This is a genomic window from Aurantimonas endophytica (assembly GCF_014196845.1).
Taxonomy (GTDB): domain Bacteria; phylum Pseudomonadota; class Alphaproteobacteria; order Rhizobiales; family Rhizobiaceae; genus Aurantimonas; species Aurantimonas endophytica.
Window position 1 is genome coordinate 971,774 of the sequence record NZ_JACIEM010000001.1, and the last position, 23,950, is coordinate 995,723.

Annotated in this window: 22 protein-coding genes; 16 read left to right on the forward strand and 6 right to left on the reverse strand. The window is 69.0% G+C overall.

Features of this window, described 5'->3' with window-relative positions; translation table 11 throughout:
• Position 1: 1 nt before the first annotated feature.
• On the forward strand, positions 2–916 hold the full coding sequence (locus tag GGR03_RS04765) for a glycosyltransferase (RefSeq protein WP_183206375.1): 915 nt from the start codon (positions 2–4) through the stop codon (positions 914–916).
• On the opposite strand, the gene GGR03_RS04770 is transcribed toward GGR03_RS04765, so the two are convergent.
• The 3 genes from GGR03_RS04770 to GGR03_RS04780 all read right to left on the reverse strand — a co-directional run bounded on the left by GGR03_RS04770 (position 896) and on the right by GGR03_RS04780 (position 4,445).
• Positions 896–2,302, reverse strand: a complete 1,407-nt coding sequence (locus GGR03_RS04770; RefSeq protein ID WP_183206376.1) for an aminotransferase class I/II-fold pyridoxal phosphate-dependent enzyme — start codon at positions 2,300–2,302, stop codon at positions 896–898. The genes GGR03_RS04765 and GGR03_RS04770 overlap by 21 nt on opposite strands.
• Positions 2,299–3,606, reverse strand: a complete 1,308-nt coding sequence (locus GGR03_RS04775; protein WP_183206377.1) for a type III PLP-dependent enzyme domain-containing protein — start codon at positions 3,604–3,606, stop codon at positions 2,299–2,301. Before GGR03_RS04775 ends, GGR03_RS04770 begins: the two co-directional genes overlap by 4 nt.
• Before the next feature lie 77 nt (positions 3,607–3,683).
• Positions 3,684–4,445 carry an SDR family NAD(P)-dependent oxidoreductase gene (locus tag GGR03_RS04780; protein ID WP_183206378.1) on the reverse strand — a complete coding sequence of 254 codons (762 nt, stop codon included), beginning with the start codon at positions 4,443–4,445 and terminating at the stop codon, positions 3,684–3,686.
• Between the two features lie 346 nt (positions 4,446–4,791).
• Between GGR03_RS04780 and GGR03_RS04785 the strand changes: the two genes are divergently transcribed.
• From GGR03_RS04785 to bchO, 4 genes are all read left to right on the forward strand, one after another.
• Complete coding sequence (locus GGR03_RS04785) at positions 4,792–5,994, forward strand: MFS transporter (protein WP_183206379.1); 1,203 nt, start codon at positions 4,792–4,794, stop codon at positions 5,992–5,994.
• Between the two features lie 78 nt (positions 5,995–6,072).
• Positions 6,073–7,095, forward strand: coding sequence for a magnesium chelatase ATPase subunit I (gene bchI, locus GGR03_RS04790; RefSeq protein ID WP_183206380.1), 1,023 nt, complete (start codon positions 6,073–6,075; stop codon positions 7,093–7,095).
• Positions 7,092–8,945, forward strand: coding sequence for a magnesium chelatase subunit D (locus GGR03_RS04795; RefSeq protein WP_183207085.1), 1,854 nt, complete (start codon positions 7,092–7,094; stop codon positions 8,943–8,945). Before bchI ends, GGR03_RS04795 begins: the two co-directional genes overlap by 4 nt.
• Positions 8,942–9,838, forward strand: coding sequence for an alpha/beta fold hydrolase BchO (gene bchO / locus GGR03_RS04800; protein ID WP_183206381.1), 897 nt, complete (start codon positions 8,942–8,944; stop codon positions 9,836–9,838). The genes GGR03_RS04795 and bchO overlap by 4 nt, the downstream gene beginning before the upstream one ends.
• A 24-nt stretch (positions 9,839–9,862) precedes the next feature.
• Here bchO and GGR03_RS04805 read toward each other — a convergent pair whose 3' ends face one another.
• The 3 genes from GGR03_RS04805 to crtD all read right to left on the reverse strand — a co-directional run bounded on the left by GGR03_RS04805 (position 9,863) and on the right by crtD (position 12,937).
• On the reverse strand, positions 9,863–10,342 hold the full coding sequence (locus GGR03_RS04805) for a TspO/MBR family protein (RefSeq protein ID WP_183206382.1): 480 nt from the start codon (positions 10,340–10,342) through the stop codon (positions 9,863–9,865).
• A gap of 199 nt (positions 10,343–10,541) precedes the next feature.
• Positions 10,542–11,252: a carotenoid 1,2-hydratase gene (locus tag GGR03_RS04810; protein ID WP_183206383.1), complete on the reverse strand. Its 711-nt coding sequence runs from the start codon at positions 11,250–11,252 to the stop codon at positions 10,542–10,544.
• Positions 11,253–11,374: 122 nt separating this feature from the next.
• Positions 11,375–12,937, reverse strand: a complete 1,563-nt coding sequence (gene crtD / locus GGR03_RS04815; protein WP_183206384.1) for a 1-hydroxycarotenoid 3,4-desaturase CrtD — start codon at positions 12,935–12,937, stop codon at positions 11,375–11,377.
• 95 nt (positions 12,938–13,032) lie between these two features.
• On the opposite strand from crtD, the gene GGR03_RS04820 reads away from it, so the two are divergent.
• The 11 genes from GGR03_RS04820 to pufC all read left to right on the forward strand — a co-directional run bounded on the left by GGR03_RS04820 (position 13,033) and on the right by pufC (position 23,550).
• Positions 13,033–14,295: an acetylserotonin O-methyltransferase gene (locus GGR03_RS04820; protein WP_246367585.1), complete on the forward strand. Its 1,263-nt coding sequence runs from the start codon at positions 13,033–13,035 to the stop codon at positions 14,293–14,295.
• A 58-nt stretch (positions 14,296–14,353) separates the two neighbouring features.
• Positions 14,354–15,289, forward strand: a complete 936-nt coding sequence (gene bchC / locus GGR03_RS04825; protein ID WP_183206385.1) for a chlorophyll synthesis pathway protein BchC — start codon at positions 14,354–14,356, stop codon at positions 15,287–15,289.
• Complete coding sequence (locus GGR03_RS04830) at positions 15,286–16,305, forward strand: chlorophyllide a reductase iron protein subunit X (RefSeq protein ID WP_183206386.1); 1,020 nt, start codon at positions 15,286–15,288, stop codon at positions 16,303–16,305. The genes bchC and GGR03_RS04830 overlap by 4 nt, the downstream gene beginning before the upstream one ends.
• Before the next feature lie 10 nt (positions 16,306–16,315).
• Positions 16,316–17,878 carry a chlorophyllide a reductase subunit Y gene (gene bchY / locus GGR03_RS04835; protein ID WP_183207031.1) on the forward strand — a complete coding sequence of 521 codons (1,563 nt, stop codon included), beginning with the start codon at positions 16,316–16,318 and terminating at the stop codon, positions 17,876–17,878.
• Positions 17,878–19,329 carry a chlorophyllide a reductase subunit Z gene (bchZ, locus tag GGR03_RS04840; protein ID WP_183206387.1) on the forward strand — a complete coding sequence of 484 codons (1,452 nt, stop codon included), beginning with the start codon at positions 17,878–17,880 and terminating at the stop codon, positions 19,327–19,329. The genes bchY and bchZ overlap by 1 nt, the downstream gene beginning before the upstream one ends.
• Positions 19,330–19,382: 53 nt before the next feature.
• On the forward strand, positions 19,383–19,610 hold the full coding sequence (locus tag GGR03_RS04845; protein WP_183206388.1) for a hypothetical protein: 228 nt from the start codon (positions 19,383–19,385) through the stop codon (positions 19,608–19,610).
• Between the two features lie 82 nt (positions 19,611–19,692).
• Positions 19,693–19,923 carry a light-harvesting antenna LH1, beta subunit gene (gene pufB, locus GGR03_RS04850; protein ID WP_183206389.1) on the forward strand — a complete coding sequence of 77 codons (231 nt, stop codon included), beginning with the start codon at positions 19,693–19,695 and terminating at the stop codon, positions 19,921–19,923.
• A gap of 11 nt (positions 19,924–19,934) precedes the next feature.
• Entirely contained in the window at positions 19,935–20,123 is a 189-nt protein-coding gene (gene pufA, locus GGR03_RS04855; RefSeq protein ID WP_183206390.1) for a light-harvesting antenna LH1, alpha subunit, read from the forward strand.
• A gap of 78 nt (positions 20,124–20,201) precedes the next feature.
• Positions 20,202–21,041 (forward strand): photosynthetic reaction center subunit L, encoded by an 840-nt coding sequence (gene pufL / locus GGR03_RS04860; protein WP_183206391.1) that lies wholly within the window; start codon positions 20,202–20,204, stop codon positions 21,039–21,041.
• A 14-nt stretch (positions 21,042–21,055) separates the two neighbouring features.
• Complete coding sequence (gene pufM / locus GGR03_RS04865) at positions 21,056–22,039, forward strand: photosynthetic reaction center subunit M (RefSeq protein WP_183206392.1); 984 nt, start codon at positions 21,056–21,058, stop codon at positions 22,037–22,039.
• Positions 22,036–23,550 (forward strand): photosynthetic reaction center cytochrome PufC, encoded by a 1,515-nt coding sequence (gene pufC, locus GGR03_RS04870; protein WP_183206393.1) that lies wholly within the window; start codon positions 22,036–22,038, stop codon positions 23,548–23,550. Before pufM ends, pufC begins: the two co-directional genes overlap by 4 nt.
• The last annotated feature ends 400 nt before the right edge of the window (positions 23,551–23,950 follow it).

Consider the following 23,950-nt stretch of genomic DNA (forward strand, 5'->3'; position numbering starts at 1 on the left):
CGTGCCGGCCCCCGCCATCTCGGTCGTGATCCCGACATCGGGCAAGCCCGAACGGCTGATCCTCGCCCTTCATTCGCTGATCGCCCAGACCATCGGCACCGCCCGGTTCGAGAGCATCGTCGTGGCCGACGGGGCACCGGCGGGAACCGACCGTGCCGTGGCGGCTGCGCGCGCCGCCGGCCTGCCGATCCAGATGCTGCGCACGCCCGCGGCCGGCCAGGCATCGGCGCGCAACCATGGCGCTGCGGCAGCGCGCGCAGCACAGCTGCTATTCATGGACGACGACGTTCTGCTTTCGCCCGACTATCTCGCCGAGACCCTGGCGCTGCTCGGCGGCGGCGTGCGCCGTGTGGTCCGTGCGCCGGTTTACGTCCTGCGCTACCTCGCCGCGTTCCGCGACCCGGAGCGCGGCTTACGCTATGACGGCACCGTCCTCGCGCCAGGCTCGTCGCTCGCGACCCGACTCGTCACCCGCAGGATGGTCCGTGAAAACTGGCCCGCCATTGCCCGGCAATGCATCCATCGCAACCGCTTCGAGCGGCTGGTCAGCCAGACGTTGGCGGAGGGGCCGGCGGACGAGGTCTGGCTCGGCTATTCCGGCTCCGGCGTCGCGCTCGGCCGCAGATTCTTCGAAGAAGCGGGCGGCTACGATTCCGGCTTTGGCCTCCGCTGGGGCGCCGAGGCGATCGAGCTCGGCTACCGCCTGATGAAGCTCGGCGCGAGTTTCATCGAGGCCCGCGGCATTTTCTCCGCGCATATGGACCATCCGCGCGAGACCGCGATGGCGAGCTTTTCGGAAAGCTTCGACTATTTCTTCGCCAAGCATCGCGTTCCCGCGATCCGACGCGTCGAGGCGAAGATCCGCGGGGGCGATCGCTGGCCCGGGCGCATCCTCTCAGCGACAGAGCAGGCGTGAAAGCCTTTCGCAGCCATCGGCGAAACCCGCCGCCTCGCTCGCCGTGGATATCCGCACCCAGTAGTCATGGGCGTCCTCGCGATCATGATCGGCGAAGACACGCTCGGTGTAGAAGTCGAGCCCGGATTCGTCGAACGCCTGCCGCGCGAACTGCCATTCAGAGGCCTCGACACCGAACCTGACGCACTGGTTGAAGCCGCGCTGTGGCCGGATGCGGGTCTGAACGGCGGAGCCCAGGCGCGTCTCGAACACGCGGCGGTTTGCGGCGCAGACAGCCGCTGTCGCCGCGAGTTCCGCGGCATAGCGGCGAAATGCCAGAGGCCAGTCGACCGTCGCGTCGAGGAAATGCCAGAGCCCGCCAAAGCTGGCGAAGTCGTCGCCCCAGGGCGAGAAAAGCCGCAGATAGCGCGATGCCTGCCGGACCGCGCCGGCCACCGCCGCGTCGATGGCAGCCGTGCTGACCTCGGCACACCCCAAATGAAGTGCCCTCACTCGCCGCGCCGCCGCCCGGAGCACCATGTCCACCGCCAGGGCACTCGCCCCCGGATGAACCGGCGACCAGAGCGAGCGCTCGTTGTGCCGGCGCACGAAGCCGATCACCGGCTCGTCGGCGATGATCCAGCCGGCCCTGAGGCCCGCCAGGCTGCGCGACTTGGAGAATGAGTTGATCCAGACCAGCCGCCGCGGGAAGCCCCGCATGTCGGTGGCGACCGGATGCGGCGGGTCGGGATCGTCGGGCCAGGCAAGGTCCGGCACCTCGTCGAACACCAGCCAGGCACCAGCCGCCTCGACCAGTTCGACGAGCCGCGCCAGTTCACCGGCGTTATAGGCCTCGCCCGACGGGTTGGTCGGCTGGGTCAGCACGACGATGTCGGGCCGTTCGCGCCGCAGGCACTCGGCGGCCTCGTCGAGGCTCGGCAGGATCCGGGCCTCTTCTGCCGAGCATGCCGTCCGGTAGACGATGCCGCACTCGTCGCAGATGGCGGAGAAATAGCTGTAGTTGAGGCTGAGAACGAGCGCCGTGCGCGCCCCCGCGACATCGGCCATGTAGCGGAAGGCGGCGGCCAGGGCCCCGGTCGCGCCGGCCGTCATGGCGATGTTCGCGAGCCCCACGCCCCCACGTACCTGGTCGCCCCCGACCCGCTCGTGCGTCTCGAAGGCGATGGCTGCCAGCAGCGCCGGCGCGCCGCCGGGAGCGGTGTAGTTTTCGACCAGTCGCCGCTCCGTCAGTTCGCGCGCCGCGATCTCCAGCAGCACCGCCGGCGCCTTCAAATGGTTCACCCCCGAGGAGAGATACCGCACGGCGCCGTGCCGCTTCAGCACGGCAAGACGCCGATCGGGATCGTAGAAATAGGCGTTGGCCCGCTCCAGCGACCGGTAGGTCACGACGCGGCCCGATCGTCCGGCACCGCCTGCAGCGCCAGCACCTCCTCGAAGCGCACCCGCCGCGCCACCAGCGTCTCGCGGGCGCCGTCGACGAGGATTTCCGGCGGCCAGTCATGGCCGAGAAAGTTCAGCGCGCTGGCCTGCCTCGCATAGGCGCCGCAATTCCCGAAGACCAAGAGGTCGCCCGGCGCGAGATCGGCCGGCAGGGGCACCGCGCTCGCCAGCCGGTCCGTCGGCGTGCAGAGCGGCCCGCAGAGTTCGATCGGCAGGCTGGCGCCGGCGCGCGGCGGCCCCGCCACCGCCACCTGCCGGCGCAGGAAGCGCAGCGTCCCCGACAGGCTGGCGACATGGTGGCTGCCGCCGTCGAGCGCGGCGAAGCGGCGGCCATGCGTCGTCTTCACGGCGACGACGCGGCAAAGGTAAGTGCCGGCGCACCGCACCAGATAGCGTCCCGCCTCGAAGCCGAGTTGTGGCGACAGGCCCGCCTCGGCCAGTGCCGCGCGGACCGGCCCGCGCAGGAACGCGGCGATCGGGCCGAGGTCGAGCGGCGCGTCGTCGGCATAGAACGGCGCGCCGAACCCGCCACCGAAATTGACCAGGAGCGGCTTCCGGTGACGCGACAGCCGCAGTACGGCTTCGAGGAATGCGCCAAAGCGCGCGACGTGATCGTCGGCGACGAGCGAACCCGACGCCTGGTGGTTGTGGAAGCCGATGATGTCGAGCGGCGACGCCGGCGCTTGATCCGAAAGGATCGTGATGGCCGCCGCCTCGTCCATGCCGAACGCCGAATCGCCGACCCAGCCGCCACGCCGCGCCGCCTGCGTGGCCGGAATGTCCAGGCGCAGCGTCACGCCGACGCGCCGGTTCTGCGACGCCGCAATGACGCGCAGCCGCTCGACCTCGTCCGGCGACTCGATCTGGACGGCGAGGATGCCGGCCGCGACGGCAGCGGTGATATCCGCGTCGGTCTTGGCTGGCCCCGAGAACACGATCCGCCCCGGCGCAATGCCGGCCGCCAGCGCCAGCGCGAGTTCGCCCCGCGAGGCCACCTCCGCGCCGAGCCCCATCGCGCCGAACAGCCTTACGACTGCCGGATTGGGATTGGCCTTGATCGCGTAGAAGAGTGGCGCGCCGGCCGGCAGCGCCGCCAGCAGCTGACAGGCGGCGGCCCGCATGGCGGCACCATCATAGACGAAACATGGCGTGCCATGGTGCGCGGCGAGGCGTTCGAAACGTGCCCGCGAGATTGCCGGCGCTGGCAAACCGATCGCCGCCGCTACGTCTCGGTCCAACCTTTCGGCCAAGCGCATCTCCTGGTTCACGTCACCAGGATATTATGCAACTTAAGGATGCATACGCAAGCGCTGCCAGCGACGCGGTATCAGATCGAGCCGGCCTCGACCATGTAGTTGTTCGCCGTGCACATGGCGGCGTCGTCGGAGGCGAGAAACAGCACCATCCGCACCACGTGGACGGGTTCGATCAGGTCCGGCAGGCACTGCCGCTGGCGGTGCTTCTCGATCGATTCCGGCGTCACCCAGAGCTGCTTCTGGCGCTCGGTCATGATCCAGCCCGGTACCACCGTGTTGACCCTGATCCGGTGTTCGCCGAGGTCGCGCGCGAAGGAGCGGGTGAGACCGTGCACGGCCGCCTTGGCGGTCGTGTAGGCCGGCATGCCGCCGACCGCTTCCCACCACGAGTTCGACCCCATATTGATGATCGAGCCGCCGCCTGCGTCGATCATCCCGGGCGCGGCGGCCTGGATGGCGAAGAACATGTGCCGGAGATTGGTGGCGATCCGCTCGTCGAAATAATCCGGCGTCATGTCCTGCCAGCCATGGCGGTCGTCGCGTGCGGCGTTGTTGACGAGCACCGTCGCGGGACCATGCTGCTCGGCGAGCGAAGCGAAGGCAATGCGGAGCTGGGAGATGTCGCGAAGGTCGCAGGGTTCGAAGGCGACTCCGCCCTTGCTGCCGGCAAGCTCTGTGGCCAGCGCCGTTCCGGCCTCGCGGTCGATGTCGACGAAGCCGACCTGGGCGCCCTGCTCGGCAAAGGCCCGCACCATTTCGGCGCCGATTCCGGAGGCGCCGCCGGTGACGATCACGCTGGCGCCGTCGAGGCTTGGGTAGGTGGCAAGACGCATCTGTCATCCCCTTGTTGCGCCGAAGGCAGAGAAGGCGCCGGTGGAGCCGGCAAGCGGCAGGTTCCGCGGCGCCTAGCACGGATCGCGCCGGCCTTCGAGCCTGGCACGCCCGGGCACGTGCAGGGCGACCACATACCTGCCCGGTATCATCAGAGAAGGCTGATCCCGCCTTGAATCCGATTGACTTTGAAAGCCGGCACGGTAGTGCCGGCGGCATGGTATTCCGCCGCCTTATCGATGGTTGCGAGAGCGGTCCTTGGCGCTGCTCCGGCCGCCCCGCGTGTGCGCGGACGCAGGGCGCCTGCCGCGTGGCCCGCGCACCGGCCGACGCAAGCCCATTCCGGCGATGACCCTCACCCGCGCGCTGCTTTGCCTCGCCCTCGGCGAAACCATCGTCTGGGCCGGCCTGTATTACCTCTTTCCGGCGTTGCTGCTGCGATGGGAAGAGGCCGAGGCCTGGCCGAAGACATTGCTGACGGCCGCCTTCGCCGCGGCGGTGATGGTGTCGGCCGTCGTCTCGCCGCTCACCGGCCGGCTGATCGACCGGGGGCATGGGCCGCTGCTGATGACCGGTTGCGCGCTGTTCGGCGCCGCGATCCTGGCCCTTTTGCCTTTCGCCGGCTCGGTCGAAATCTTTGCGTTCCTATGGCTGCTGATCGGCCTCGCCATGGGCGGAAGCCTCTACGAGCCCTGTTTTGCGCTGGTCACCCGGACCCGCGGCATCGACGCGAGGCGGGGAATCACGTTGATCACCCTCGTCGCCGGTTTCGCCGGGACCCTCTCCTTTCCGCTGAACCATTTCGTCGCGGAAGCGGGTGGCTGGCACGCGGCGACCTGGACATTCGCGATCCTCGTCGCTGCCATAGGCGCGCCGCTGCTGTGGCTCGGTACCAGCCATCTGGAAAGGGAATGGCGCTCGCGGCAGCCGCCCGTCGCCGCCTCCCGTTCAGCCCGCTCGACAGAGCCGCCGCCCGCCATCTGGAAGAACCCCGTCTTCTGGTCTCTCGCGGCAGGCTTCTCGCTGCTCGGGGCCAACCACGGCATCGTCATCAACCACCTCCTGCCAATCCTCGCCGATCGCGGCGTCGGCGCCGGCACCGCGGTCTTTGCCGCCTCGATGATCGGACCGATGCAGGTGGCCGGACGTCTCGCGCTGATGGCCTCGGAGAAGCACGTCTCCGGCCGCGCTGTCGCGACCGGCTGCTTCGCCGCCATTCTCCTCGCGACCGTCGCCTTGCTGCTGGCCGAGATCCAGCCGGCCTTCGTTGCGCTTTTCGTCGTCCTGCAGGGCAGCGGCCACGGCATCATCAGCATCATGAAGCCGGTGATGATCCGCGAGGTGCTCGGCGAGAAGAATTTCGGCGCGATCAGCGGATCGATTGCCGTGCCTTATCTGGCGGCCTTCGCCCTGTCGCCCTTTGCCGGATCGCTGCTCTGGGAACTCGGCGGCTACGATCTGGCGCTCGCCGTCGGCGGCATCTCGAGCCTCATCGGCCTCGTGTGTTTCCGCATCGCCTCGCGCACCCGACCAGGCATCGCCGACACCTGACCACCGTCGGCAGAGAAATCTGTCAAGCTAGCTTTACAGCGCTTCTCAAAAGCCAAGTTTACGGCTAGCTTGGATCGCATGAAAACCGTGTTCCCGTTTTCCGCGATCGTCGGACAGGATGCCATGCGATTGGCCCTGACCATCGCGGCGGTCGATCCGACGGTAGGCGGCGTCCTCGTCTTCGGGGACCGTGGTACCGGTAAATCCACCGCCGTCAGGGCTCTGGCGGCGGTGCTGCCACCGATGCAGGCCAGCGACTGTGCCTATCGGTGCGATCCGGCGCGAAGCACCGAAGCCTGTGAAACCTGCCGCGACGGCGGAACCGGCCAGACGAAGGCCACGCCCGTTCCGGTGCCGGTCGTCGACTTGCCGCTCGGCGCAACGGAAGACCGCATCGTCGGCGCCCTCGATCTCGAGCGGGCGCTGACGGCGGGCGAGAAGCGCTTCGAGCCGGGGCTGCTGGCGCGGGCCAATCGCGGCTTCCTCTATATCGACGAGATCAACCTGCTCGAGGACCACCTCGTCGACCTGCTGCTCGACGTTGCGGCCTCCGGCGAGAATGTCGTCGAGCGGGAAGGGCTCAGCGTCCGCCACCCCGCCCGCTTCGTGCTAATCGGCAGCGGCAATCCGGAAGAAGGGGAACTGCGCCCGCAGCTGCTGGACCGCTTCGGCCTCTCGGTCGAAGTCACCACGCCGACCGACCTTGCGACGCGGATCGAGGTGGTCAAGCGACGCGATGCCTTTGAGCGAGACCCGGAGGGCTTCGCCGCCGGCTACGATGCCGCCAATGCCGCCGTCCGCGGGACCATCATGGCGGGGCGCCAGCGCCTGCGCTCCATTGCGGTCCCGGATGCGACGCTGGAGAAGGCGGCGCAGCTGTCGCTTCGCCTCGGCACGGACGGGCTGCGCGGCGAGCTGACGCTGATGCGCGCGGCCCGGGCGCTGGCGGCGCTGGAGGGCGACGCGGTGGTCGAATGGACGCATCTCGCCCGCCTCGCCCCGCTGGCGCTGTCGCATCGGCTGCGCCGCGATCCGCTCGACGAGGCAGGATCGGCCGCCCGGGTCGAACGCGCCGTCGGCGAACTCGAAGCGGCGGCGTGAGCCCGGCGGCCCTCTCCGCCGTCACCGACCGCGCCGCCAATGCCGCGGACGAATTCCCTGAAGCCACCGTCGACATCGCCGCGGCGCTTTGGGCCGAGGCGGTGGAGGCGATGACGCTCTTTGCCGTCGATCCCTGCGTTGGGCTGCGGTTGCGCTCGCGCGCCGGCTTTGCCCGGGACAGCCTGATGCGCCAGCTGACCGCGCTTCTTCCAGCGAGCGAACCCGTCCGCCGCATGCCCGCCGGCTGCACGACCGATGCGCTCACCGGCGGGATCGATCTGGCCGCGACACTCGCCGCCGGGCGGCCGGTATCGAGGGCCGGCCTTCTCGCGAGCGCCCATCGGGGCGTGCTCGTGGCGGCAATGGCCGAACGGATGGCGCCGCAGGCCTGCGGCCTCGTCGTCCAGTGCCTCGACTCGGGATTCGTGCGCATCGAACGGGACGGGTTTTCCGCAGAAGTCCCGGCCTGTTTCGGCCTTCTCGCGCTCGACGAAGGCATTGGCCCGGACGAGGCGCCCGCGAGCGCGCTTTGCGACCGGCTGGCGCTATCGATCGAACTCGATGGCGCGGACCCCCGCCGCGGCGAAGCGCCGTCCAGCGACCGGATCTCGATCGCGGCCGCTCGGGAAAGACTGCGTGGCACCGAGACCTGCGGCGAGGCGGCGGCCCAGCTCTGCCAGGCCGCCTGGGCCTTCGGCATCGCCTCGCTGCGGGCCCCGATGATGGCACTGCGCGTGGCGCGCGCCGCCGCGGCGCTGGCTGGTCGCCCGGTGGTCGCAGAAGAGGATATTGAAGCAGCGATCCGCCATGTGCTGCTCCCCCGCGCCACCCGGCTGCCGAGCGCGCCAGAGGCGGAGGACGAGCATGAGGCGGACGCCCCTTCCGACGATTCACCGCAGGAGGAGCCGCCATCGAGCGGCAACGACACCGACGAGAACGCGCAAGGTGGCGAGCCGCCGTCCGATCTCGTCGTCGATGCCGCAAAGGCGCGGCTTCCCGAAGGCCTGCTGGCGCGGCTCGCGAGCCAGGCGCGGCTCGATCTCGTGCGCCGCCCTTCCGGCCGCTCCGGCGCGGCAATGCGGGCGCCGCGCCACGGCCGGGTCGTCGGCACGCAGGCCGGCGATCCGCGGCGTGAACGCCTCGACCTCGTCGCGACCCTCACCACTGCGGCGCCCTGGCAGGTCCTGCGGAAAAGCGAACGTCAGGCATCGACGAGCGTCCAATCGACGAGCGTGCAGGTCCGCGAGGATGATTTCCGCGTCCGGCGCTATCGTACGAAGCGCGAGACGGCGACGATCTTCGCCGTCGACGCGTCCGGCTCGGCAGCGCTTGCCCGCCTCGCCGAGGCCAAGGGCGCCGTCGAGCTGATCCTGTCGGAATGCTACGTCCGGCGCGATCGCGTCGCGCTCGTCGCCTTCCGCGGCACGAAGGCCGAAATCCTGCTGCCGGAGACCAAGTCGCTGACCCGCGCCAAGCGTGCACTCGCCGCGTTTCCGGCCGGCGGCGGCACGCCCTTGGCAGGCGGCATCACCGCAGCCCTGTCGCTGGCCCGCAGCTCGGCCCGCGAGGGCCGCACGCCGTTGATTGCCCTCCTCACCGATGGGCGCGCCAATATCGGCGTCGATGGTGTCGCCGGCCGCGCCGCGGCAGCCGCCGACGCCCACGCGGCGGCCCGCGCCGTCCGCGCTGCCGGCATCGCCAGCCTCCTCATAGACACGGCGCAGCGGCCCGGCAGTGCCGCGCGCGACGTCGCCGATTCCATGGGCGCCACCTACCTCGCTCTGCCGCGGGCCGATTCCCGCGCTCTGTCTACGGCGGTCTCCGCCATGGCCCGCGACGGCCGGCCGTGACCCGCCGACTCGACTGGGCGCGTGACGGCGCGAACTGGCCGCACCGGGCGGCAAGCCGCTTCGTCGCGGCGGCCGGCTTCGAGTGGCACGTGCAGATCTTCGGCGAGGGCCCCGTCCTGCTGCTCGTCCACGGCACCGGCGCATCCACCCACTCGTTCCGCGATCTCGCGACGAGGCTTGCCGGCGACCACACGATCGTCATGCTGGACCTGCCCTCCCACGGCTTCACCGACCGCGCGCCCTGGCGCCGGCCGTCTTTGCCCGGCTGGGCCGGGATGCTGGGCGAATTGCTGGTCCAGTTGCAGGTCCGGCCGACCTACGCGGCGGGCCATTCCGCCGGAGCGGCGATCCTCGTGCGCATGGCGCTCGACGGCCTGTTGGCGCCGGAGCGCATCGTTTCTCTCAACGGCGCGCTGCTGCCGTTTCCGGGCGTCGCCGCACATCTCTTTCCGCAGCTCGCCAAGCTGCTCTTCCTCAACCCCGTCGCGCCGCGCTTCTTCTCCTGGCGCGCCCGCAATGGCGGCGCCGTGGCACGGCTGATGGACAGCACCGGCTCGCGGCTGACGCCGGAGGGCATCGCCTATTACGAAACGCTGCTCGCCAGCCCTCGCCACGTGGAAGGCGCGCTGACGATGATGGCGAACTGGGATCTCGATACGCTGGCCCGCGACCTGCCGCGCCTCGCGACGCCGCTGACGCTGATTGCCGGCACCGGCGACCGTGCCGTCCCGCCCGAAGTCTCGTTCAAGGTCGCGCGGATGATCCGTTATGGCGACGTCGTGCCGCTGACCGGACTTGGACACCTCGCCCACGAGGAAGCTCCGGAGCGCGTCGCCGCGGCCATGCGCGGCGCCTTCGCCCACCGATCCGAATTGGTCCCGGCCGAGGCCTGAGGCAGGAGCCGTCAGGCAGCGATATCAGGCCCGTGCGAATTCCTGCGGGTTGCGACGCCAGACCGACCGGTTGAGGCAGGCGGCAATGATCGCCCAGACCAGATACGGCACCATCAGCCAGGCCGCGATGGCGTCGATCGGCGCGAACAGGGCGATGTTGGCGGCGATGGCGAGCGCCATCAGCACGACGTCGACGAAGGCGAGATCGGGACGACGGATTCCGAAGAACAGCCACGACCAGGCGAAATTCAGGACGAGCTGCAGGCCGTAGACGGCGAACGGCAGCGCCACCAAACCAGCGGTCTCGTAGACCCGCCAGCCGGCGACGGCGATCATCACGTAGAGCGCCGACCACACCACCGGGAACGCCCAGTTCGGCGGCGTCCAGGAGGGCTTGTCCAGCCGCTGGTACCACGGCCCCGGCTTGAAGATCGCGCCGCTCATGGCGACAGCGAAGACCAGCACGATGAATACCCCGAGGGTCAGCAGCGAAGGAAGGCTCATCGGTCAGATTCCCGTAACGCGTGTTGAACCCGTGCGGGCAATCTGGCGCGGTTGCAGATGGATTATAGCGGCGTCTCGGGCGTTGAAAAGCTTACTCAATCCGGCAACGCCAGGGCGTCGCGGGCGCGAGAGGTCACGGCAAGTCCCGCGGCAACCCGGCGAACCCCGCCATCTCCGCGTACGGGACGTCGCCCGGCCGTCACCAGAAACGGCGCGGCATACGGAACGGCAGCATTGCCTGGACGACGGGCAGCGCGAAACGATCGAGATCGAGGCTTTCGTGGATGGCCGTGACGCTACGCCCGAGCAGCCGGGTCTCCATCACCGATCGGGCGTAGAAGGGCGAATCCTCCAGCGTCTGCAGGATCCGCGGCGTGCCTGCGGCGTCCGATCGGGTCGCACGCGCCACCCGCCATCGCGTTCGGGGCAAGGCCGCCGGCGCCGGCGGCTCGAAATCGGTGACACCGGAACCAGGATCGAAGCGGATCGCCAGCGAACACGCCTCGCCCTCTCGGTCAACGAGATCGTAGAGCACCGCCGTTCCCTCCGGCAGGCTCGCCCGGCACCAGTTCCAGTTCCGGAAGCTCGATTCCAGCGGCACCTCGCCGGTGTTGAAGTCGAAATAGCCGCTGCCCGACCAGCGCAAGGCGGGCTGGTCGAGTTCGACCTCGACCCTTGCGCAAGGCGCGATCGGCCACCAGCAATGATGGCCGTCGCGGTCGAGGACGACGGGATGGTTCACCACCGCCTCGGGATAGAGGCGCACGCGGCCGCGCACCCGCTTGGGCAGCAGCGGCGTCACCTCGTCGATCTCGACGGTGAGCCCGGCGCCGTCCCAGCGCATGCTGCTCGGCCCGATCGCCAGCGTCTGCGGATCGCGGAACAGCGCGGCGCCTCGGCGTTCGGTCATTGCCCAGCGCCGGCAGCCCGGCCCGTAGAGCGCGACGTTCAGGGAGACGTGGTCGGCGGGCGCCCGTCTTCCGGCCCAGCGGTAGTACGGCGAGAAGACGCTGCCGACGAAGCCGATCAGCGTCAGCCCGAAGGCGCCGTCGCTGGAGAGCGCGTCGACATACCACCAGGCATAGCCGCCAGGCGGGACCGGCTGGTCGAAGCGCGGTCCGCCAGGATGGCGTCCGAGGCCAGCTTGCCCGACAGGGCCGCCATCGGCAGGCCGGCGCCGGGATGGACGCTGCCGCCGCAGAGATAGAGGCCGGGCAGGCTCGTTCGGGACCCGGGACGCCGGAACGAAGCCATCGACCCATGCGAGGCCCGCCCGTAGAGCGCTCCGCCCGTCCCCGGGAAGCGGCGCGCGAAATCGGAGGGCGTCGAAAGGTGCATCGAAGCCGACGCCCGGTCGACCCGGAAGCCTGAAGCCTCCATTCTGGAGAACGCCGCTGTCAGGCATGCCTCGACCTCCCGTTGATCGAAATTCCGCGTGTCGCCGTCCGCCGGCGCATTGATGATCAGGAACAGCCGCTCCGGGCCTATCTCGTGGCGCGCGCCCCGGTCGTCGCGATCGGCAGCGCAGACATAGACGGTGGGGTCGGACGGCAGCCGCCGATCGCGAAGGATCTGCGTGAACTCGGCCTTGTAATCGGCTGAAAAGAAAACGTTATGCCGAAGCAAGGGAAAGTCGCTGGCGGGTGCGACGACGGCTGCGGTGAGGGCCGACAGCGACCGCTCGCCGGCCGGTAGCGGGGAGCCCGCGGCTGCGGCCACCTCGGCACCGAGAGAACCGCTCGCCAAGGCATTGGCATCGCAATTGGCGACCACTACGTCGGCCGGGACGGTCTCCCCGCCGGCCAGCCGGACCCCGGCGACCCGACCACTCCGGGTTTCCACGGCCTCCACCGCCGCGCCGTAGCGAAACTGCGCGCCATGGCGCCCCGCGAGGCCGACCAGCGCCTCCGCCAGCCTGTGCATGCCGCGCTCGATCAGCCAGACGCCGGACTGCTCGACATGAGCGATCAGCATCAGCGTCGCCGGCGCGAGGAAGGGCGAGGAGCCGTTATAGGTGGCATAGCGCCCGAAGAGCTGGCGCAGGCGCGGGTCGGAGAACTGCGCCGAGAGCGAGCGCCACAGCGTCGTCTGCGCGCCGATCCGCAGCATGCCGCCGAGGCCCCGCGGCCCCGCCCGCGCGACCAGCGCCAGCGGCCCGCCCGGGCGCTCGGCGCGCATGAAGATCGGCGCCAGCATGTCGTGGACGCCCTTCGCGCGCAGGCAGAAGTCGCGGTACTCCTCGGCTGCCCGCTGGCCCGCGAAGGCCTCGACCGCCTGTTCCGATCGTTGCTGGTCGGCAAAGAGATCGAGCCGCGATCCGTCGGCGAAGACGTGCCGGGCGATCGTCTGCGACCGCGTGATGGTCAGGTGATCGGCCATCCGTTCGCCGGCGGCGGCAAAAATGTCCTCGAAGACGTCGGGCATGGTGAACACGGTCGGCCCGACATCCACCGCGCGGCCAGCGACGACGCGCTCGCGCAGCTTGCCGCCGGGCGTCCGGTCCTTCTCCAGAACCGTCACCGCGTGACCTGAGGCAGCCAACCGCGCTGCCACCGCCAGTCCCGCTACGCCCGCTCCGATGATGGCGACATGCATGCCGGCTCCTTGTCCGAGTGTATGATTATCTTGACATGACCGAATGACAGTTGTCCAATTTAGTTTACATCGATCGGACAACTAGGGTGGACGGCATGTCGAGCACGATGGAGACCGCTGACGATCCCGGCGCAGATCGCCCCTCCGGCTGGGCCGATCCGATCGGCGAGATCCGCCGCTTCTTCCGTCCGGCGCGGGAGCGCTGGCGGGCCTATCGGAACCGCAAGCTGGCCGACGGCGCATTTCAGGCGCGCGCCACGCGCTTTCCACTGACCCGTCCCTTCGCGCAGGAAGCCTCGCGGCGGCTTTTCGATCTCTGTGCCGGCTTCGTCTACTCGCAGGTCCTCTCGGCGGGCGTGCAGCTCGGCCTCTACGAGGCGCTGCGTGACCGCCCGCTCAGGCTGTCCGAGATCGCCGGTCGACTGGAACTGGACGAGGAGGCTGCCCGGGTGCTGCTGCGCGCCTCGGCGTCGCTCGACCTGATCGAGATCGAGGAAGGGCTCGACAAGGAGGCCACCTATGCACTCGGTGCACTAGGGGCCGCGCTCCTGGCCAATCCCGGCGCCCTGGCGATGATCCGGCACCACGATGCGCTTTACGCCGACCTCGCCGACCCGGTGGCGCTGCTCAAGGGTGGCAAGGGCGCGCGCCTGTCGCGGCTCTGGCCCTATGCCGCCCGGCCCAAGACCCGCAAGGGCAAGGCCGCCAACGATGCCAAGGCCAGCGCGGGCGACGCCGACATGGCCGCCTACACCGATCTCATGGAGGCCAGCCAGGACATCGTCGCGCGCGAGGTGCTCGCCGCCACCGATCTCTCCTGGGCGCGCCGCGTCCTCGATGTCGGCGGCGGCAGCGGCCGGTTCCTTACCGCCTTCGCTTCCCACCATCCCGACGCGGAGCTGCATCTCTTCGACCTGCCGGCGGTCGCCGCGGTCGCCCGGCAGCGCCTCCCCGGGACGCGAAACGGCCGCCGCATCACCGTCCACGAGGGCGACTTCTTCACCGATCCCCTGCCCGAGGGCTACGACCTGGCGACGCTGGTCCGGATCGTCCACGACCATGACGACGAGGCGGTGGTCGCGCTGCTCACCCGCATCCGCGAAGGCCTGCGGCCCGGCGGCGTGGTGATGATCGCCGAGCCGATGAGCGGGGACCGCCACAGCGGTCCGGTCGCCGACGCGTATTTCGGCTTCTACCTCCGCGCCATGGGCAGCGGCCGTCCGCGCACCCCCGACGAGATCGCCGCCCTGATGAAACGCGCCGGTCTCTCGCGGGCCCGCGAGATCCCGACCGCCCTCCCCGTCGCCACGAAGATCGTCGTCGCGGAAATACCGCGCCGCAGCGTCGCATTTACTTGACAGATATATGTGTCAAGTTAGATTGACAGTGAGCCTACCCGATTCCTGGACCCCCGTGATGCTCAGCGACGCCATCCTCTTCCCGCAGCCCGGCCAGATCGCGGTCCGCCGCATCGGCCTGCGCGAGCCAGAGGCCGGGGATGTGCGGGTCGCGGTCGAATATTGCGGCATCAGCACCGGCACCGAGCGCCTGCTCTTCACCGGCGACATGCCGCCCTTTCCCGGCCTCGGCTACCCGCTGGTTCCCGGTTACGAGGCGGTCGGGCAAGTCGTCGAGACCTTCGGCGACGGCGATCTTTCCGCCGGCGACCGCGTCTTCGTGCCGGGCTCGAACGGCTTCGTCGACGCCCGCGGCCTGTTCGGCGCGTCGGCCTCGCAGCTTCTGGCGCCGGCGCGCCGCGTCACCCGCGTTCCCGAGTCGATGGGCGCCGATGCGGTGCTGCTGGCACTCGCCGCCACCGCCCACCATGCCATCGTCGCCGCGGACGCCATCCCCGAACTCATCATCGGCCACGGCGTCCTCGGCCGCCTTTCGGCGCGGATCGCCGTGGCGCTCGGCGGCAGCCCGATCGTCTGGGAAATCGAGCCCCGCCGGCATGGCGGTGCAGATGGCTACGCGGTCTGTCACCCTTCCGACGACGAGCGGTCCGACTACGGCGCGATCCTCGATGTCAGCGGCGCCGGGGACATCCTCGACCTGCTGATCCCGCGGCTCGCCCGCGGCGGCGAGATCGTCCTCGCCGGCTTCTACAAGGTCCCGCTCAGCTTCGCCTTCCCGCCCGCCTTCATGCGCGAGGCGCGGATCCGCGTCGCCGCCGAATGGCTGCCGGCGGACATGGAGGCCGTCACGCGGCTGGTCGCCGAAGGCCGCCTCTCGCTGGCCGGCCTCGTCACCCACAGACATGGGCCCGCCAAAGCCGGCGAAGCCTACCGCACGGCGTTCGAGGACGTCTCCTGCCTGAAGATGATCCTGAAATGGGGAGCCACACAATGACCGCTCTGAGCGACACACGCGCGGCACGAGGCTCCACGGAGGAGATGGTGGAACGCCTGCGCGCCGAGGGCGCCGAGCCGCTGGCCGGCGTTGCTTCCGGGCCGGTCACCAAGGACACCCAGATCATCGCGATCTACGGCAAGGGCGGCATCGGCAAATCCTTCACCCTCGCCAATCTCAGCTACATGATGGCGCAGCAGGGCAAGCGCGTCCTGCTGATCGGCTGCGACCCGAAATCCGACACGACCTCGCTGCTGTTCGGCGGCAAGGCCTGCCCGACCATCATCCAGACCTCCTCGGCCAAGAAGGCCGCTGGCGAGGAAGTCGACGTCTCCGACGTCTGCTTCAAGCGCGACGGCGTCTTCGCCATGGAGCTCGGCGGCCCGGAAGTCGGCCGCGGCTGCGGCGGCCGTGGCATCATCCACGGCTTCGAGCTCCTGGAGAAATTCGGCTTCCACGAATGGGGCTTCGACTACGTGCTGCTCGACTTCCTCGGCGACGTGGTCTGCGGCGGCTTCGGCCTGCCGATCGCCCGCGACATGTGCCAGAAGGTGATCGTCGTCGGCGCCAACGACCTGCAGTCGCTCTACGTCGCCAACAATGTCTGCTCGGCGGTCGAATATTTCCGCAAACTCGGCGGCAATGTCGGCGTCGCCGGCATGGTGGTGAACAAGGATGACGGCACCGGCGAGGCCGCGGCCTTCGCCAAGGCGGTCGGCATTCCGGTCCTGTCGTCGATCCCCGCCGACGAGGATATCCGCCGCAAGAGCGCCAATTACGAGATCGTCGGCATCCCCGGCGGCCGCTGGGCGCCGCTCTTCGAGGAGCTGGCGCAGAATGTCGCCGAAGCGCCGCCGGTGCATCCGACGCCGCTGACCCAGGACGGCCTGCTATCGCTGTTCTCGAGCGAGGAGAACAGCCGCAACGTCGTGCTGCAGCCGGCGAGCCAGGCCGACATGCGCGGCAAGCCGGTGCCGGTCCGCCCGTCCCTCGAAGTCGTCTACGACGACGCGTGAGGGCATGAAAATGGATTACGGCCCGCGCGATCAAGCTCCCGACGACACCGACCGGACCGACGGCACGCTCCAGGCTGCCCCCTCGGCGCGCGAAGGCGACGCCTCCTGCCATGCCGGCAAGGCAGAGATGCGCGCCGCGACCGCGGCAGCCGGCAAGAGCGACATCCTCGACCAGTACGCGAAGGACTATCCGCAGGGGCCGCACGATCAGCCGCAATCCATGTGTCCGGCCTTCGGATCGCTGCGCGTCGGCCTCAGGATGCGCCGCACCGCGACCGTCCTCTCCGGCTCGGCCTGCTGCGTCTATGGCCTGACCTTCACGGCGCATTTCTATGGCGCACGCCGCACCGTCGGCTACGTGCCGTTCAATTCCGAGACGCTGGTCACCGGCAAGCTCTTTGAGGACATCCGCGAGGCGGTCCACAATCTGGCCGACCCGGCCCTCTACGACGCCATCGTCGTCACCAATCTCTGCGTGCCGACGGCCTCGGGCGTGCCGCTGCGGCTGCTGCCGAAATCGATCGACGGCGTCCGCATCATCGGCATCGACGTTCCCGGCTTCGGCGTGCCGACCCATGCCGAGGCCAAGGACATCCTCGCCGGCGCGATGCTCGCCTATGCCCGCGGCGAGGCGGAGCAAGGGCCGGTCGCCGCGCCGCGCGCGCCGCGCGCCGACCGGCCGAGCGTCGCTTTGCTGGGCGAGATGTTCCCGGCCGACCCGATGGTCATCGGCCGCCTGCTCGAGCCGCTCGGCCTCGTCGCCGGCCCGGCGGTTCCGACACGGGAATGGCGCGAGCTCTATGCCGCGCTCGACTGCAGCGTCGCCGCCGCGATCCACCCGTTCTACTCGGCATCCATCCGCGAGTTCGAGAATGCCGGGCGCCCGGTCGTCGGCTCGGCGCCGGTCGGCACCGACGGCACGGCCGACTGGCTGCGCGCCATCGGCGAGGCCGCCTCCGTCCCCGCTTCCCGCATCGAAGCGGCCCAGAACGCCATCCTGCCGGCGATCCGCGGCGCCATCGCCGGCTCGCCGATCAACGGCCGGATCACGCTGTCGGGCTATGAAGGCTCCGAGCTCCTTGTCGCGCGGCTGCTGGTCGAGAGCGGCGCGGATCTGCGCTATGTCGGCACCGCCTGCCCGCGCACCCGTTGGTCGGATCCCGATCGCGAGTGGCTTGAGGCTCGCGGCGTCCATGTCGTGTTCCGCGCATCGCTCGAAAGCGACCTCGCCGCCTTCGAGGAGTTCCGGCCCGACCTTGCCATCGGAACGACGCCGGTCGTCCAGAAGGCCAAGCAGTCCGGCACGCCGGCGCTGTACTTCACCAATCTGATCTCCGCCCGGCCGCTGATGGGCCCGGCCGGCGCCGGGTCGCTCGCCCAGGTGATCAACGCCGCGATCGCCTCGAAGTCGCGCTTCGACACGATGCGCGACTTCTTCGAGGGCGTCGGCACCGGCCACACCGCCGGCATCTGGGAGGACGTTCCCCCCGCGCCGCGCAAGGTCAGCCGCCGCACCGACGTGCCGATCACCGTCAAGTCGTCGTCCTATGACGCCGGGATGGGGGACGTCTGATGCTGATCCTCGATCACGACCGCGCCGGCGGCTACTGGGGTGCCGTCTACGTCTTCACCGCGGTGAAGGGCCTGCAGGTCATCATCGACGGCCCGGTCGGCTGCGAGAACCTGCCGGTCACATCGGTGCTGCACTACACCGACGCGCTGCCGCCGCACGAGCTGCCGATCGTCGTCACGGGCCTTTCGGAAGACAATCTCGGCCAGACCGGCACCGAGGGCGCGATGAAGCGCGCCCATGCGACGCTCGACCCGACCCAGCCGGCACTCGTCGTCACCGGCTCGATCGCCGAGATGATCGGCGGCGGCGTCACGCCCGAGGGCACCAATCTCAAGCGCTTCCTGCCGCGCACCATCGACGAGGACCAGTGGCAGTGCGCCGACCGCGCGATGAAATGGCTGCTGACCGAGTTCGGGCCGAAGAAGGGCAAGATCCCCGCATTGCGCGAGCGCAAGGAGGGTGAGAAGCCCAGGGTCAACATCATCGGCGCGGCCTACGGCATGTTCAACATGCCCTCCGATCTTGCCGAGATCCGCCGCCTGATCGAGGGCATCGGCGCCGAGGTCAACTGCGTCTTCCCGCTCGGCAGCCATCTGCGCGACATCCCGAAGCTGACCGTCGCCGACGCCAATGTCTGCCTCTACCGCGAATACGGGCGCCAGCTCTGCGAGGCGCTGGATCGGCCTTACCTCCAGGCGCCGATCGGCCTGCATTCCACCACCGCCTTCCTGCGCAAGCTCGGCGAAATGCTCGGGCTCGACCCCGAGCCGTTCATCGCCCGCGAGAAGCACACCACGATCAAGCCCCTCTGGGACCTCTGGCGCTCGGTCACCCAGGATTTCTTCGGCACGGCAAGCTTCGCCGTCGTCGCCAACGAGACCTATGCCCGCGGCATAAGACACTTCCTCGAGGACGAGATGGGCCTGCCCTGCACCTTCGCGGTGCCGCGCAAGGCCGGCCAGAAGACGCTCAACGACGCGGTGCGCCAGATGGTCAGGGACACGCCGCCGCTGGTGCTCTTCGGCAGCTACAACGAGCGCATGTATCTCGCCGAGACCGGCGGGCGCGGCACCTACATCCCCGCCTCGTTTCCGGGCGCCGCGATCCGCCGGCACACCGGCACACCGTTCATGGGCTATTCGGGCGCGACCTACCTCGTCCAGGAGGTCTGCAATGCCCTCTTCGACGCGCTGTTTAACATCCTGCCGCTCGGCACCGAGATGGACCGGGTGGATCCGACGCCCGCGCGCCAGCGCGGCGAACTCGCCTGGGACAAGGCGGCCAACGCCGCCTTCGACGCGGTGATCGACCGCGAGCCGGTGCTTGTCCGCATCTCCGCCGCGAGAAGGCTTCGCGATCTTGCCGAACGCGCATGCCGGCAGGCCGGCCGCACCACCGTCACCGAAGGGCACGTCGAGCGCGCCCGGCAATGGCGGGAGGAACCGGCATGATCCGCCGCGGCCCCCCCGTTCCCTCAACCCCGTCCCGACATGGAGGAAGTCCTATGAGCGTCGCCAACCGTCACACGGGGTCGCTGTTTCGCGCCGAGCGACAGGAATATCGGCTGATCTATGCCCTGTCCTTTCCGCTCTTTCTCGCCGTGTCACTGATCTCGCGCCTGCTGCCACCGCGGCTCCGGCCGCTGCCCTTCGAGCCCGGCGCATATTTCGCCGTCGTCAGCGACGCCCGGGCCACGGCCCATTCGGTCCTTCCCTACGCCTTCATGCGGTGACGGCGCGGGAACCCCCGCTTCGACAGGGCCCGGTGACAAACGGGCGCTGGCGAAGACTTCCAAGATCAACGGAGAAAGGAACATGGCAGATCATCTCACGGCAGCTGGCCGGGAAGCGGGCACGCTTTCCGGCATGACGGAGAGGGAGGCACAGGAGTTCAACGGACTCTTCGTGACGTCCTTCGCCGTCTTCACCGGCATCGCGGTCGTCGCGCACATTCTCGTCTGGATCTGGCGGCCCTGGCTGCAGACCCCCGAGGTCAGTGCGGCCAGCCTCGACGTGGTGCAGCCCCTACTCACCCTCATCAGCTAAGGAGGCGAACCATGTGGCGAATTTGGCTTCTCTTCGATCCGCGCCGGGCCCTGATCGGGCTCTTCACCTTCCTTCTGGTGCTGGCGTTGCTGATCCACTTCATCCTGCTGTCGACGGCCCGCTTCAACTGGCTGGCCAATCCGAACGCGGCAGGCACCGTCCAGACCGGACAGGTCGAGATGACGGTCCGACCGAGCTAGTCCGGTCCGACGACACAAGGGGCGGCGGGCCAGCGTCGCCGCCCCTCACAACACCCATCCAGAGAGGAGTTGTCTGCCATGGCGATGCTGTCTTTCGAACGGAAATACCGCGTCCGGGGCGGGACCCTCGTCGGCGGTGACCTTTTCGACTTCTGGGTCGGCCCATTCTATGTCGGGTTCTTCGGCGTCACGGCGGCGTTCTTCTCGCTGCTCGGATCGCTGCTGATCTTCTACGACATCAGCCAGGGCGACACCTACAATATCTTCGCTGTCAGCGTCGCACCGCCCTCCGTCGCCTACGGCCTCGGACTGGCGCCGCTCGACGACGGCGGCATCTGGCAGCTCGTCACCATGTGCGCGATCGGCGGCTTCGTCTCATGGACGCTGCGCGAGATCGAGATCTGCCGCAAGCTCGGCATCGGCTGGCATGTGCCGATCGCCTATTCCTTCGCGGTGCTGGCCTATGTGTCGCTGGTAGTGATCCGACCGCTCCTGCTGGGCGCCTGGGGCCACGGCTTTCCCTACGGCATCATGAGCCATTTGGACTGGGTCTCGAATGTCGGCTACCAGTCCCTGCACTTTCACCTGAACCCGGCGCACATGCTGGCGGTGACGTTCTTCTTCACCACGACGATGTTTCTCGGCCTCCACGCCGGCGTGATCCTTGCAGCCGTGAACCCCGGCAAGGGCAAGACGGTCAAGTATGGCGAGCACGAGAACGCCTATTTCCGCGATTTCATCTGCTACTCGATCGGCCCCTACGGCATCCACCGTCTCGGCCTGTTCTTCGCCCTGAATGCCGGATTCTGGAGCGCGGTCTGCATCATCATCTCCGGCCCGTTCTGGGATGGCGGCTGGCCGAACTGGTTCGACTTCTACCTCCAGACCCCCGCCACCATCGGCGATGTCAGCTACTGAAGGGAGGACCAGCCATGGGCTACTACGCCAGCATCTACAACAGGGTCCAGATCCGCGGCCCCTTCGATCCGGGGGTTCCGCTACCGGCCGGGGATGTGCCGCGGATCCAGGCCAAGGGCTTCAGCCACCTACTCGGCAAGATCGGCGACCCGCAGCTGGGGCCCCTCTATCTCGGCTGGTCGGGCGCTGCCTCGCTCGCCTTCGGCTTCATCGCCATCGAGATCATCGGGCTCAACATGTGGGCGTCGGTGAACTGGGACCCCTACGCCTTCGTGCGCAACATCGCCTTCCTGTCACTCGATCCGCCGCCAGCCAAATACGGGCTCAACCCGCTGGTGCCGCTGGGCGACGGCGGCTGGTGGATCCTTGCCGGCTTCTTCCTGACCATGTCCGTTCTTCTGTGGTGGGTCCGCTCCTATACCAGGGCCCGGGCTCTCGGCATGGGCACCCACACCTCATGGGCCTTCGCCTCGGCGATCTTTCTGTTCCTCAGCCTCGGCCTGTTCCGGCCGGTGCTGATGGGCTCCTGGTCGGAGGCGGTGCCCTTCGGCATCATCACCCACCTCAACTGGACCGCATCGGTCTCGGTCCTCTACGGCAACTGGTACTACAACCCGTTCCACATGCTCTCGATCGTCTTCCTCTACGGCTCGACGATGCTGTTCGCGATGCATGGCGCGACGATCCTCGCCGTGTCCCGCTTCGGCGGCGAACGCGAGGCGGAGGAGATCGTCGACCGCGGCACCGCGGCAGAGCGCGCCGGCCTGTTCTGGCGCTGGACCATGGGCTTCAACGCCTCCTACGAATCCATCCACCGCTGGGCCTGGTGGTTCGCGGTGCTGACCACCTTCACGGGCGCGATCGGCGTGCTGCTCACCGGCACGGTCGTCGACAACTGGTACCTCTGGGGCGTCAGGCACGGCATCGCGCCGGAGTACCCCTCCGTCTATCCCGCCTTTCCCACCCCTGACGACACGATGAGGAGCGTCACGCAATGAGATCGGCTCCCATCGTCCTTTCCATCGTGGCAGGCGCCCTCGCCCTGCTCGGCCTGGCGATCCCGCCCTGGATCCTGCCACCGATCGAGACACTCGAGACCGGCGCGCCGGGCACCGGCCTGGCGCAGCTCCGGGACGCCGACCGCCAGCTGCAATATGCGGCGCTTCCGGTTCCGCTGGATCCGGCCGACAACACGGACAGCCCGCTCGCCAGCGAGATCTACGAGAATGTCCAGATTCTCGGCAATCTCACCGACGCGGAGTTCACCCGGCTGATGCTGGCGATCACCGAATGGGTCTCGCCGGTCCAGGGCTGCGAGTACTGCCATGACCTGACTTCAGAGGAGGGCTTCGCCAGCGACGCCCTGTACACGAAGGTCGTGTCCCGCACGATGCTGCGGATGGTCCAGCACATCAACGCTCAGTGGGCCGAGCACGTCGCTCCCTCCGGCGTCACCTGCTATACCTGCCATCGCGGCGAGAACGTGCCGCCGGCGCTCTGGTACAGCCAGAATGAACCAACCGGCGACCAGTTCCTCGGCAAGCCGCAGTCCTGGCATCTTGAGGCCGCGTCGATCACAGAGTTCTTCTCCGACGTGCCCTATAGCCAGTATCTGCAGGCCGATCCCCTGTCGGCTAACATCGAATCCCGCACGCCCTTCCCCGGCCCGGACAGTCCTGGCACGACCGTGGAAGGCGCGGAGAACCTCTACATCTTCATGATGCAGATGTCGGAATCGCTCGGCGTCAACTGCACCTACTGCCACAATTCCCGTTCCTTCCAGGACTGGACCCAGTCGACCCCGTTCCGCTGGATCGCCTATTGGGGCATCCGGATGGCGCGCGACATCAACGTCAACTACATCGAGCCGCTGGCCGCGGTCCTGCCCGACAATCGCAAGGGCCCGCTCGGCGACCCGGGCAAGGCCAATTGCGGCACCTGTCATCACGGCAACAACAAGCCGCTCGGCGGCTACAATCTGCTGGAGCATTATCTGGCCGGCCTCACCGTGGACGGACAGCCGCCGGACCCAGGGCCGAAGCAGGCGATCATCCTCGGCGAAGCGGTTCCCGTGGCGCAGGCAGGACCCGACGCGGCGGCAGAACAACCCGCAGTCGTCGCGCCGCCGATCGCCGAGGACGCGATCGAGCAGTCGGTGGAACCAGCCGGCGAAGGCACCGGACTGCCGCCGGCGGGCGAGCCGGATGCGCCGGCCGCCGACCCGACCTTGGGCGGCACGGTCACGCCGACTCCGGCCGCACCGGCCGATCCGGCGCCAGCCCCGCCCGGCCCAAGCGACGCCCCGTCGCCGGATGGGTCGGCGCCGCAGGCGCCGGTTCCCGGCAGTCCCGAGGTGACGCCCGAAGCTTCGCCAGCGCCCGGAGCGCCGGAGGCCTCCGACGCGCCCTCGATGGGCCAGCCGCCGAGCAACCCGCTGCCTGTAAATCCGCAGCCAGGGCCTGCGGCAGATCCGGCGCCGACCACGATCGTCCCCGCGCCTCAAAACTGATCCACCCGGAGCGATCCCAAACCGAAAAAGGCGCCCTACAAGGCGCCTTTTTCTTGCCGACCGAGCTTCCGGCTGTTCGCCGAGGCCCTTGCGCGGCCCGCCGCGGGGGAGGAGCGGACAGGGATAGCGCCGCGCGCGACCTTCTGCGGCCTTGCCCGAGCGGACCGGGGTTCGGTGCGCCGCCGCCTATTTCCGATGTCTGGGTCCGTTCAGGGCGAGCAGGCAATTGCAGACGATCTCAAGCGTCGGCCCCTGCCATCGGTCTCGGTACTTTCGAGCCTCGCGCTCCGACGAGAGGGCCGCGACGTCCCTCGCACCAACGTTCGTCGCAACGGGCAGCAGCGCTTCTTCACGAGCGGCGAAGGGCACACGAAGGACAAGCGGCAGCCCGAGATCGGCA